At 56.7% G+C, this 13002-nt stretch carries 7 protein-coding genes; 4 read left to right on the forward strand and 3 right to left on the reverse strand.

Annotated features, from left to right (window positions below; genetic code table 11):
• Positions 1-17 precede the first annotated feature (17 nt).
• Together ADN00_RS03385 and recR are read left to right on the forward strand one after the other, a co-directional pair.
• Complete coding sequence (locus tag ADN00_RS03385; protein ID WP_075061547.1) at positions 18-368, forward strand: YbaB/EbfC family nucleoid-associated protein; 351 nt, start codon at positions 18-20, stop codon at positions 366-368.
• Between the two features lie 12 nt (positions 369-380).
• Positions 381-989: a recombination mediator RecR gene (recR, locus tag ADN00_RS03390; RefSeq protein ID WP_075061548.1), complete on the forward strand. Its 609-nt coding sequence runs from the start codon at positions 381-383 to the stop codon at positions 987-989.
• 76 nt (positions 990-1065) lie between these two features.
• Here recR and ADN00_RS03395 read toward each other — a convergent pair whose 3' ends face one another.
• Both ADN00_RS03395 and ADN00_RS03400 read right to left on the reverse strand, forming a co-directional pair.
• Positions 1066-3585: an ATP-binding protein gene (locus ADN00_RS03395; RefSeq protein WP_075061549.1), complete on the reverse strand. Its 2520-nt coding sequence runs from the start codon at positions 3583-3585 to the stop codon at positions 1066-1068.
• Positions 3586-3619: 34 nt separating this feature from the next.
• Positions 3620-5611: a glycosyltransferase family 39 protein gene (locus ADN00_RS03400; RefSeq protein ID WP_075061550.1), complete on the reverse strand. Its 1992-nt coding sequence runs from the start codon at positions 5609-5611 to the stop codon at positions 3620-3622.
• Positions 5612-5691: 80 nt separating this feature from the next.
• Here ADN00_RS03400 and ADN00_RS03405 point away from each other — a divergent pair, with 80 nt between their 5' ends.
• Together ADN00_RS03405 and ADN00_RS03410 are read left to right on the forward strand one after the other, a co-directional pair.
• On the forward strand, positions 5692-6822 hold the full coding sequence (locus ADN00_RS03405; RefSeq protein WP_075061551.1) for a hypothetical protein: 1131 nt from the start codon (positions 5692-5694) through the stop codon (positions 6820-6822).
• A gap of 476 nt (positions 6823-7298) precedes the next feature.
• Positions 7299-8678, forward strand: coding sequence for a TrpB-like pyridoxal phosphate-dependent enzyme (locus tag ADN00_RS03410; RefSeq protein ID WP_075061552.1), 1380 nt, complete (start codon positions 7299-7301; stop codon positions 8676-8678).
• Positions 8679-8763: 85 nt separating this feature from the next.
• Here the strand turns inward: ADN00_RS03410 and ADN00_RS03415 are convergent, their stop codons facing one another.
• Positions 8764-12771, reverse strand: a complete 4008-nt coding sequence (locus ADN00_RS03415; RefSeq protein WP_152966243.1) for a GAF domain-containing protein — start codon at positions 12769-12771, stop codon at positions 8764-8766.
• Positions 12772-13002: the final 231 nt, after the last annotated feature.

Here is a 13002-nt window from a genome sequence, read left to right on the forward strand (position 1 = left end):
GGAAAGGAACCCCAACCATGGCAAAAGGATTTAATCGCATGCCCGGAGGAAAAGGCATGGCCGGCGGCCAGAGCGGCATGATGCAGCAGCTCAAAGCCATGCAGCAGCAAATGGAATTGGCCCAGCAGCAGCTGGCCGAAGAAACCGTCGAAGCCACCGTTGGCGGTGGCGCGGTCAAAATTGTTATGACGGGCGACCAGGTGTGCAAATCGGTTACCATTGACCCCGAACTGCTCAAAGACGCCGACGCAGAAATGCTGCAAGATATGATGCTCTCGGCCATCAACCTCGGCCTGGAGAAATCCCGCAAGCTGCAGCAAGACAAGATGGGGCCAGTCTCCGGCGGCTTATCCGGGCTGGGCTTCTAACCCGAGGAATGCATGCCAATTCTGCCTGAGCCAGTACAAAACCTGATCAACGCCCTGGAACGCCTGCCAGGGGTCGGTCCCAAAACCGCCTCGCGGCTCACATTTCACCTGCTGCGCTCCAACGACGACCTGCCCAACCAGTTGGCCGACGCCCTCAAGGCCATTCGCACCGCAACCGGCACCTGCCAGACTTGCTTTAACATCACGGTCGCCGGGCAAACCGAATGCGACATTTGCCAGGATGAACACCGCGACCCTTCTTCCATTTGCGTGGTAGAAGAACCGTTAGACGTTCTGGCCCTGGAGCGCACCGGCGGGTTCACCGGACGATACCACGTTTTGCACGGCGTGCTTTCTCCCATTGAGGGCATTGGTCCCGAAGACCTGAAAATTCGCCCGCTGATTGAGCGCACGCGCCAGGGGACGATTCGCGAGATTATCATTGCCACTAACCCCAGCATGGAAGGCGACGCCACCGCTCTGTACCTGCACCAACAGTTGATTCCGCTGGGCGTGCGGGTTACCCGCCTGGCGCGCGGTCTGCCGATGGGCGGCGACCTGGAATACGCGGATCAAAACACCCTGCTGCGCGCCCTGGCCGGCCGCCAGGAAATGAGCTGATCCAGCATTTCTGATCAAGCAAAAGAGGCGCGGACCTTGCCATCCGCGCCTCTTTTTTCATCCATTACCGTGCAAGCTATTCCGCCTTGAAGGCCGGCACTTCCAAAACCCGCTCGCCGTCTTGAACCAGGAAATGCGGCAGCCAAATAATGCCGTAAAGGTCCACAAAGATGTCTTTCTTCATGGGGTTCAGCGGCACTTCGGTAATATCATCCACGACATCCGACCATTTCTTCTTCACTCCCGCCGAAATACTTTCATAGTCCTTCTTTAAGGCTGCCAGATCCTTCTCCAGGGCTGCCAGCTCCAGTTTTTCACGCTCCACATCCAGTTTTGTTTGCGCCGTCATGCGCCGCTTGGAAAGCGAACCGGAGACGCTGCGCTTGCGGCTGGTTAGCATACCCAACAGAAACTCACCGTGGGTGCCCAATTCTTCCATTCGCCGCCGGTTCAGCTCATCTTCTTGTTTGGCCACTTCCATCTTTTGTTTTTCCAGCTTCAATTGCAGGGCGTCAATTTTCTTCTGGCTGGCCGCGCCCAATTTTTCCATTTCGGCTTGCATCGCCTCTCGAGCCGCAGCGCTGCACTTCTCCCGAAAAGATCCCATCGTCTCTTCTGGGCCGGCGAAGACCTTTAAGGACTCATTGGCTTTCACCCGCACGGTGCCGTTGCGAAAGACCCAATCAACAAAATCACTGCTATACAGTTTTAATGCGCGTTCATCAGTCAACCAGGCTGCCGGTTGAGCATACTGGCTTTGCGGCAGCGGCTGGCGGTGGAGCTGGCTGGCGTCCAGACTACGCCAGGCGTGTTTCTCCCACGGCACAATGCGGCCTTCCAGGTTGCGCACCACCACGGTGAAGCGCTGCTCAAACTCCATGCGGTACTTGCTGGAGAGATAGCGCACACTGGCTTGCGCCAGCAACGCCGGAACGTAGACAATCCCTTTTGGCATCGCGGCCGCCCCAGCCCCCACCCGCGCCGCTTCCATTGCCTGTCCCGCGTCCAGCTCCTGCGGCAGGTAATACACCGCCAGGTCACCGGGGAAATTTGGCGCGGTGCTGGTATAGCCGGAACTCTTCATCCCGTTGGTAACAATCGCGGGCTGGGCATGCGCCGCGGCCGCGGACGGCTGTACCGCAGGAGCAGTTTGCGCGGCTTGCGCGGCGGCGGGCTGCGCGTCTGCTTTGCGGCCGCCCATGGCCAGTTCATTCAACGCCGGAATCTGCGAGCGCATCATTGGCCCCGCCAGGTAATTCATCACCCAGCGCGTCTGGAACAGTTTAACGCCCGACTTGTTCACATTCTGCAGCACAAAGGTGCGCTTGCCCAGGCCGGAGATCATTTTATCAATCTCGGAAATCGGCGCGTTGCCGCCCGCGTTCTGCAGGCCGTCCAGCAGGCGCATCTTGTCCCGCTCGGTCTGCAAACGGCCGATCAGCCACGTTCCCGCGTTGGAGAGCGCCTTGTAATCCACATCCACCGGGTTTTGCGTTGCCAGCAGCAAGCCCACACCAAAGGCGCGCGCCTGTTTCAGCATGCGCAGCATGATCATCCGCGAAGGCGGGTTAGCCACCGGCGGCAGATAACCCAAAATCTCATCAAAGTAGACCAGCGCGCGCAGTCCGCTGGTGCCGCGCTGCGTGCGCATCCAGCTTTCAATCGCCGCGAACAGCAGGGTAACAATGAACATGCGCTCCTGGTCGCTTAAATGCGCGATATAGAAAATGCTGTGGCGCGGTTTGCCATCCGGGCTGTAGAGCAACTTTTCCACGTCCAGCGGCTGGCCTTCCACCCAGGTCTGGAAGGACGGTGAAGCCAGAATATTGTTCAACAGCATGGCCAGGTCAAAGCGTTCTTTTTCCGGGTAAAAACGGTCCAGCGGGAATGCCCCCAGGCGTTCAAAGGGCGGAGATTGCATCTGCAGAATCAGCTCCATCAAATCCAGCGATTTCCCCTGGCTCCACGCGCTTTCCAGAATATTCGAGAGCAGAATGTGCTCTTTGGAACGCAGCGGGTCAACATCGCTCATTCCCACCAGGCTCAACAGGCCGGCAACAGTGCTGGAGATATCCTCGCGGATAAGCTCAGCCTGGGTTGCCCAGTCCAGTTGGGGCGCTGCGAAGGAAGACAAAATATTGATCGGAATGCCCGCCGTGGAACCGGGGGTGTAGATGCTGAATTCCACCGACTCCTTCAGGGCAAGAATATCCTCTTTTCTCAGGCCCCAACCCGCCAGGCCTTTTTTCCAGTTCTCGGCCGTCTCACCGGCCAGTTCATCCAGCGTTTTCCCCTCGCGACGCGGCAGGTCCGGGTCAATCCACGGCTTAAAATCTTCGGGCAGCAAATCAGGGAAGTGCAGCACCAGGTTGGTCAGGTCGCCCTTTGGGTCGATGATAATCGCCGGAATGCCCTGCAGCGCGGCCTCTTCCAGCATACCCACGCACAGGCCGGTTTTCCCCGAGCCGGTCATACCCGTCACCACCGCGTGGGTGGTCAGATGAGCCGGGTCATACATAACATTTTCTTCCATCAGCTTGCCGCTTTGGGGGTCAAAGACGCGTCCCAGATAAAATTCTTTTCGTTTTTCAACCATTGGAAGTCTCTCCTTCTCAGGAATGATGTCTGCCCTAAGGCAGCCGGTATAACTGATAAGCCCCGCCAAAATCTTGCATCTCAACCAATTTTGGCAGCATCGCGTCCAAACCCTGCCAATCATCCGCGGTGATATGAATATCGCCGGTTTCGCGCATAAAATTGGCCCCGCTGCGGTACAAGAGCACCTGCTCAAAGCCCTGCGCTTTCCACCGCGCCAGAATGGCATTCGTATCTCTCAGCTCGCGCCAATCCCGCTTCCATCGGTCCAGAATTTCATCCGGGCGGCAGTTGGGCAAGCAGTAAAAACTGCGCGTCTCAAACAGCAACAGCACCTGCTGGTCATCAGGCAGATCCTTCACCGCTTGCATGGCGGGCTGGAACCAGCCCAGGTTGTCGGCCAGGAATGTCTCATTTGATTTTAACCCCAATACCGCCCGCGGCGCATCTTTTTTCAACACTTCCTGGCCCACTTCAATCGCATTCAGCAAGAGCACAAACAATATCATCGCCGAGACGATCCGCCCCAGACGCACCTGCGGTATTTGCAGTTGGACGATTCCCCAATAGCCCAACGCGGCCAGCCCGCCGAAAGCCGAAAACAACGAAAAATAGTAGCGAGTCTGGATCAGGTTGCCCGAAATCTGGTTAGCCGCCGTCCAAATCAGAATACCGGCAATCGAAAACGCCAGCAGCATCTCGGCCCAACCGCGCTGCCGTTCAGAAAGTTTTCTCCAACCCGTCCAGAACAGAAATCCCAGCGCGGCCAGCAGCGGGCCCATCGACACATTGTAACCCTCCGCGTTTTCGATCCCGCGGTACATCGCTCGCAGCGGCAGAAAGACAATATCCAGCCAGTTGCCCCACGGCGGCACGCTCTGGTAGCTCTCCAGACGATAGACGTTCATCTCCCCCGCGCTGAACAGAAACGGGTAGAGCGGATTGCCTGTTGCCAGCGTGTTGCGCAGAAACCACGTCCCGCTGGTGAGCAGCGCCCCCGCCGCCAGAACCGCCAGCGCGGGCAAAAAAGCCCGTTTCTGCCGCCAGCACAGCCAGCCCAGCGCCGCCGCGCCGGCCAGAGCCAGCACCCCTGCGGTATACTTGCTGCCCATCGCCAAGCCGATAAACAGCCCGGCCAGCCAGAGGTCTTTCTGATGGCCGTTTTCTCTCCAGGCAAACAAGGCTGCCATGCTGGCCCACCCAAATAGGATCCCCCACCAGTCCACGTAGCCCCAGCCCATCAGCATCACCATTGAGAAACCGCACATCAGCGCCGCCATTCCGGCCAGCGCCGAGCGCGCGTCGAGCAGATCTCGCAGCCAGCCTGCCAGTCCGATCAGCGCCAGCAGCGCCGCCCACCACGTCAATAAGGCCGCCGAAGGCGCGCCGCCCAGCGGGTAAATCCAGGTGTACAGCGTCTCGGCAATCTGTGGCATGCCAGACATCACCAGCCAGGGCAGGTATGAAATCCGGTGCTGCAGGCTGTAGGCCTGCGGCAGCGTCAGGTGATAGGTGAGCGAATCAAATTTAACCGGCGGCGCGAGGGCAATCAGCAGCGCGCCCAGCGCCAGCAGCGCGCACAGCCCCGCCGCCCAGCGCCCCCACCGGCCGCCTTCTGCCCACTGCGTTTGCAGCGCGCGCCATTCCCCCAGCCAGGCGCGCACCGATTTGTTCAGCAGAGCCAAACCAACCACCAGCAAAATGGCATTTAGCCAGGCGTACACACCCGCCAGCGTCCCCAGCCAGTGATACCCCAGGCTGAGCAAGCCCAGCCCCAGTGCGCCTTGCAGCGCCAACCGCGCCAGCGGAGAGGGAATGGGCGCGGAAGGCAGAAGCAGCCGTCCCAGGCCGCCCCCCAAACACACCAGCCCAAAACTGAGCAGCAGCCGCCAGACGACCAACGCCAGCGCGACCGCCAGTTCGGGAGTCAGCGGCTTGTGCGACACAAAATACAGCACCAGCATTCCCACAAACCAGGCCAGGCTCGCCAGACCGATCCACCATGCGCGCGTGTTGGAGTTGTTCATACGGAATATTATAGGTTAGATTGCACTTATAATTAAATACACATCTGAATGATGGTTTGAAGATATTCCAAGAGGGGACTATGAACATAAATATAATTAAGAACCAAACAAATGCTGTAGTAACAGAAATTTATGGGAAGTTAAGGCAAGGTTCTTTTACTAAAGATCGAATTAAGGAATTGGAGGAAACTCTCTCAACCAAAATTTACGAATCCGAAAAGATGATCACTCAATGTAAGAAGAATAATCATCAAGCCGCCCAAGAAGAGTTCTATAGAAGACGTACTTTATTAAAGAGACTTGCCGATGGACTTGCATGGATACTTTTAGATTATGATTTTCATAAAATTTTTGGGTGTTCAATTGGTCATTCTGCAGGGTTTATGTACGGGAAAGAGGGGTATTTGACTGAACGAAGATTCATAAACGATGCCTTCAATAATCCTAATGTAGTGTCTGCAATCCAGTGTGACATTACAAATATTCTTCATCTGGCTGATATTTTAGTTTTTACAAGGGATAAAGGAATACAACCTATTGAGATCAAGGGATGTACAAGCAAACATGATCGTCGTTCAATTCGTCAAAGAAATCGACATAACGAAATTGTTCAATTGATAAATATGGGCAAGAGTGAGGCTGTGCTTGTCAAAAATACCCCCTTTCGGTCTGTGGAAACAAATATGGTGTATACTCATTATTGGGATGTGCTTGAAAACCTGTCAATTGATGCACTGAAATGTGGTTTTTCTTGGCAACTTCTGGATAAATGTGTCTATTTAGCAGTTTGCAATTCTCGTTCGAGAATATCAAGTGAAGATTTTTTAAGCTCAATTAGTGACGCTGATTGGGAAAATGGTTCCATCATTATTTCAAGTCTGTCACGCCATTTAAATAAAAATCTTAATAATATTCCACCATACTGTTTGCCCATAACTGTGTTTCCAATCACACCTGATATAGGTATTGAATTTCTTCTTGGAAATTTAGATGCCGTTATTGCTATCAATCTAGAGAAATTTGCTGAGCAATTTAATAAAAATGGATCATATGTTCTATTAAAACCGCATAATGAACTTGAGGTCAGGATTGATAGGGATCAATTTACAATTCTTGAAGGGGCGTGGTCACGAATTCTCAATGAACTAGTAACAATACCATCATTCATTAACCAAATCTTCACTGTCTATCAAAAATCAAAAATTATTTAATCCGTAGGTCAAACTATGATCAACATCTATTTGCAGTTTATCAAAGTATTTCAAAAATTGCCTCTTGACTTTCATCCTCAAAGCCTTATAATGTTACAAAATTCATATCCAAAGACGTTGACGAGGACGAGTAAACTGCGCGACGGCAGTCCAGTGAGTGGAGAATAGTGAGAACTCCGCCTGAACAGTACAGTCGAATGGACCTCTGAGTCGCAAGGCGAACGCGGAAGCCAGTAGCCCGTGCCGGAGTTGCCACCGTTATCAAGGTAAAGAGTATAACCAACGCTTTAATGTTGACGTACTCGCAAAGAGTGAGGCTGGCTTTTTCCCCTGTGTGTCGCACCACAGGGATTTTTGTTTAACCAGCTTAAGCGGGGTGGCACCGCGGACTGATTTTTTGACGTTCGTCCCCTTTTTGGGAACGGACGTTTTTTGTTTTTAAGCTTTCACACCACAACCCAATCAGGAGGAATATCATGTCTGACCAGTATCGCTTATTACTCAACGAATCGGATATCCCGCGCCAGTGGTACAACGCCGTGGCCGACAGCCCGGCTGCTCCCGCGCCGGTGCTCAACCCGCAGACCAAAGAACCGGTTACCCCCGAGTTCCTCAGCGCTCTCTTCCCCATGGAATTGATCATGCAAGAAGTCTCCTCTGACCGATTTATTGACATCCCCGAAGAAGTGCGCGAGATCTACAAACTCTACCGCCCCACCCCGCTGATGCGCGCCATTCGCCTTGAAAAAGCCCTTGGCACCCCTGCCCACATTTACTATAAATACGAAGGCGCGTCGCCCAGCGGCAGCCACAAACTCAACACCGCCATCCCGCAGGCTTACTTCAACAAAATCAGCGGCACTAAAGCCCTCACCACCGAAACCGGCGCCGGGCAGTGGGGCACCGCGCTATCAATATCCTGCTCGTTCTTTGATATGCCGCTGGAAGTTTACATGGTGAGGGTCTCTTACGACCAAAAACCCTACCGCCGCTTCTTAATGGAAGCTTACAACGCCCAGGTTTTCGCCAGCCCCACCAACCTCACCCAATCCGGCCGGGCCATTCTGGCCCAAGACCCCAACAGCCCCGGCTCGCTGGGCATCGCCATCTCCGAAGCCGTGGAAGTTGCCGCCCTCTCCAACGGACAAAAGAAGTACAGCCTCGGCTCCGTGCTCAACCATGTGCTCATCCATCAGTCGGTGATCGGTGAGGAAGCCCTCAAGCAGATGGATATGGCCGGTGAATACCCCGATGTGGTCATCGGCTGTGTTGGCGGCGGCTCCAACTTTGCCGGCATCGCCTACCCCTTCCTGCGTGAGAATCTCCGCAATGGTCAGCGCACGCGCCTGCTGGCGGTTGAACCCAACGCCACCCCCTCGCTCACCCGCGGCGTCTACGACTTTGATTACGGCGACACCGCGAAAATGGCCCCCATCGTGAAAATGCACACCCTCGGCAGCGACTTCATTCCCGCCCCCATCCACGCCGGCGGCCTGCGCTACCACGGCATGGCGCCTTCCTTGAGCTCCTTCTACGACCAGGGGCTGATCGAAGCCATCGCCGTTCCGCAGATCTCCACATTTGAAGCCGGCCTGCTGTTTGCCAAAACCGAAGCCATCCTGCCCGCCCCCGAATCCGCGCATGCCATTCGCGCCGCCATCGATGAAGCCCTCAAAGCCAAAGAAACCGGCGAAAAACGCGTTATCCTCTTCAACCTCTCCGGGCACGGCAACTTTGACCTGTCTTCTTACAACGCCTATCTCTCCGGCAGGCTGGTTGACTACGATCTGCCTGAAGAGCAAATCTCCTCCATTCGCGAACACCTGCCGCTCTCGCAATCTGCGCCCGTTGCCTGAAAACGCACTTGTTCATCTCCTTTTGAAAAGCAGCCCGCGGAAGTGCGTCCGCGGGCTGCTTCATAGGATAAGTCGGCTGGTGGGCTTATTCTTGCCCTGCTACCGGGATGGTGAAATGGAAGGTGGTTCCCTTGCGGAACTCGCTCTCAAACCAGATCTTGCCGCCCATATACTCCACCAGGCTGCGGGTGATGTTCAACCCCAGGCCGGTGCCGGGCGCTTCGCGCGTTTTGGGGTCTTCTGAGCGGAAGAATTTCTGGAAAATCTTTGGCTGGTCTTCTTCGCTGATGCCGATCCCCGAATCCCGCGTCCAGAAATGCACCACCTGCGTGGCGCCTTCCGCGTCCCAGCGGTTCTCGCAGCTTTCCGCCCCCAGCCAGACTTGCCCGCCGGCTTCGGTATACTTCACCGCGTTGCTCACAAAATTGGTAATAATCTGGTTGAGCCGGGTTTTATCCGCCCACACAGTGACCAGATCCTCCGGCAGGTCCAGGCTGACTACCAGATTCTTCTCTTCCACCTGGCGCTTCATCGAGCGCATCACCTCTTCCACCACATCTGCCATTCTCACTTCCGCAAAATCGAGGCGCAGGCGGCCGGCTTCAATTCGCGACACATCCGCCAGGTCCGAAACCAGGGTGGTCATGCGTTCCACATTCGAGCGGATGGTGCCCAAAAAGTTCTTCTGCGCGTCGTTCACCGGTCCCACCGCGCCGGCCAGGATCAGCTCGGTATAACCCTTAATGGATGTCATCGGGTTTTTCAGCTCGTGAGACACAAAGGAGACGAACTCGCTCTTGGCCAGGTTGGCGCGCTGAACTTCTTCATAAAGCTGCGCGTTCGAAACCGCGATCGAAGCGTGGTCGCTCATGCGCGCCAGGAACTGATTCACCTCAACCTCATTGCCAAAGTCTGGCGCGCGGCTTTCCAGCACCAGCAGACCAATCGTAGTCGCTTCGCGCCGCAGCGGAACCAGCACCTGGGTTTGAACGCCGGTCAGAAAAGACAATCTCCGCGCGCCTTCACCTGCCAGGCGCAGAATCGCGCCCTGGTTGGCGGCTTCCTGCCAGCCGGCCGCATTGGCCAGGTCAATCACCTGCGCTTCTGGCTGCGTTTCGTAACCCTGCGCTGCCGCCACATGCAAACGGTTTTCCGACAGACTGCCAACCAACCCGGCCGTCGCCCCCGATTGGCGCAGCGCCCATTCCAGGGTAATTTGCATCGCGCGGCGCGTATCCAGGCTGGCATTCAGCTCGCGGTCAATGGTCTGCAGGGTCGAAAGCTCGCCCACTTTCATTTCCAGGGCCTGGTCGGTGCGGGTGTAGAGGCGCGCATTATCAATCGCGATTCCCGCCTGCCCGGCAAAAGCCGCCAGCAGGTCCAGGTCTTCCTGCAAGAAAGGCAAGCCGTCGTTGCGGTTAATCACTTCCAGCACGCCGGTAACGCTGTCTTTCACCTGCAGCGGCACCACCAGCAGGTTGCGCGTGCGGAAGCCGGTATCTTCATCCGGCTTGGAAAACCATTCCGGTGATTGCGAAAGATCGTTGATAATCAACGCCCGCGCTTCACTCACCGCTTTGCCCACCACACCTGTGCCGGCCGGAATGCGCTTTCCGAGCAGTTCCGCGGCCACCGGCCCGGCGGTGGCAGTAAAGACCAGGTCTCCGCCGGGTTCCTCCACCAGCAGCAGGCTGCCCGCTTCACAGTTCAAAATTTCCACCGCGCTGTCCAAAATGTGATTCAGCAGCGGGTCCAGCTCCAGGGTGGACCCCAACTGGCGCGCCAGCTCATTCAGCGTGGTCAACTGCCGCGCGCGCTTCTCGGTCTCTTCCAGCAGGCGCGCCTTGACAATCGCCCCGGCAGCCTGATCGGCGATGGCTTGCAGCAGGTCCATTTGTTCGCGGTGAAAACTGACCGTGGGGTCCTGGGTCGAAACGCTCAACACGCCAATCGATCCCGCGCCGGCATTCAAGGGCAGCCCCATCCAGTTGGCCAGCGTGCTTTCCTCACAGAAAATGCCGTGCCGCTTGCACTCGCGCGCGTAATCATCCGTCAGAATCGCCTGGCCGGTCTCCAGCACCACCCTTTCCAGACGGTTGGTTTCTTTCAGAGCCTTACCTTCTTCGGCTGTCAGGCGTTCGTTGTCTTGCACCAGAAACTGCCAGAAGAGGGTCTGAGACGCTTCATCGCGCAGCATAATCGCAAAATTCTCAGCCGGCACCACCTGGCTGCTCTGCGCGAAAACCAGTTCTAGAATATCGTCCAACGACAGAGTAATATTAATCATCTGCGAGACGCGCGCCAGCACATTCAGCTCGCGCACACGCGTCTCCAGGTTAGCCACCACCTGCGCCCGCTCAATCGCCAGCGCCGCCTGGTCGCACAGCGAATCCAGGTATCCCAAATCCGTGCGGTCATAATGCTTGCCAGAGGCTCGCCGGCCCAGCGCCACCCAACCAGCCAGGCGCTGGTTGCCCAACAACGGCGCATAGACCTCCGCGCCCAACAGGCGCAGCCTGGCTTGTTCTTTCATAATCTCCAGCGGCAGCGTGCGCTCCACCGCGATTTCAATCGGGAAGCGCATTTTTTCCAGGGTCAGCACCAGCCCGCTCTTCTTACCAAAGCGAAGATCAGAGCTGGGCTTCCCGCTCGCGTCCGGCGCGGCAGCGTACTGCTCGATCACCGGGTCATAGACAAAAATATGATAGCTGGCCGGCATCAGAGTTTCTTCAATGCTGCGACGCAGCACCTTGATCACCCCGGGAATATCCACCAGATGAGTCAATTCTCCGCTAAAGGTTTGCAGACGGTCTGGGTAAGCGTTTTCCCCGCGCACAAAGACCGCGTCTACTCTGCGCTTGAGCGCCTGGTAAGCCGGCAGCAGCAGCATAGCCATTAGAAAAATAATCAGCCCATCCACCCACAGCAAGCGCCCGGGCAGCCAGGCTTTCACCACCAGGCTGGCCCCGGTTGCCATCAACGCGTACCCGGCCGCGACCAACACTCCCAGCAGCGCGTACAGCGAAGCGCGCCGCAGGAAGAAATCGGAGCGCAGCAGACCGTAGCGCTGCAGAGCGTAACCACCCGCCAGCGGAAAAAGTGCCAACGGTACAATGAGCAGGGGCGAAAAATGTACAACATTCGGCCAAAAGGGTGACCCGGCCAGCCATATCGCCGCCGGCAGAAAAGAGAGCACCGCGCTGATGAAAATCAGGCGAATCTGGTCGGTTTCGACCAGCGAAGCGGTTTTCAAGCGCCGCAGCATAATCCAACCCAGAGCAGCCAGGCTGGTGAGGCCGCAGAAAGCATACGCGGCCAGGCTCAGAGCGCCGCCCACCGCCGTACCGCTTAACGCGGCTGCCGCCAGACCCAGCCCGGCTCCCAATGTATAAAGCCCAAAACGCGCGGCAGGGTAGTTATGCAGCCAGGCCTCGGGGTGCGGAAAGACCAGCGCCAGGTTGAAAAATGCCGCGCCGGCTATCGGTATGGCCGCGTACCACAGCATCGCCCAGAAATGGCCGGTTAACGCGTCAAACCACCCCCCGGCCGCGATAGCCACCGATGTCGCGAAGACGCAGAAAGCCCGCGCGCTGTCCTGGTAGCGCCGTGTCCAGAAAATCCAGGCCGCGCTCAACAGGTAAATTAAACCAATGATATAGGGAAGATAAAAATATAAGAGCTGATCCGCATCCGTCAGAACGCGCGCCGGAACTTCCACCACGCGCTGACCGCCCGTCTGCTCAAAGCGGGCATTTACCGGCTCACCCGGTTGCAGTTTTGCCAGAGCGGCCGCCAGATCCTGGCTGCTGTTCACTGGCTCTCCTGCCAACTCCACCAGACGCGCGTGCGGTTCCACTCCCTGAGCGCGGAAATCCCACCCGTCCAGCGAGTCCCGCAAGAGCACATCCGCCAGGCGCATCCCTGGCTGGTAGAAACCACCCGCCAGCGGCAGGCGCAGCCATCCGCGCGCCTGGAACGGCACAGCCAGCATCACCAGCGCCGCGATGATCAGGTACACGGCTGCCAATCCCTCCGCGATGCGCGAAGAGACCCGGATTGCTTTGCGAGGTTGGGAGGGTCGGTTTTGACTCATCGATTTTGTCCGCGGATAAGTGCCTGTTCGATCAAACCTATTCCACTTTCTGTATTATACATGCTTCACCCGCACCCCTGCCATCCGCTCGCGCGCTTTACAGTTTTGATAATCCCCGGCCGGCTAGCAGCCCATCATTTCACTCATTGTCCTATTCAGATCTTCGATAGGGGCGGATGACCATCCGCTCAATAAATTGTGGGCGCGGCGCTGCCGGTGGCATTTTCATCC

Source organism: Ornatilinea apprima (genome assembly GCF_001306115.1).
Taxonomy (GTDB): domain Bacteria; phylum Chloroflexota; class Anaerolineae; order Anaerolineales; family Anaerolineaceae; genus Ornatilinea; species Ornatilinea apprima.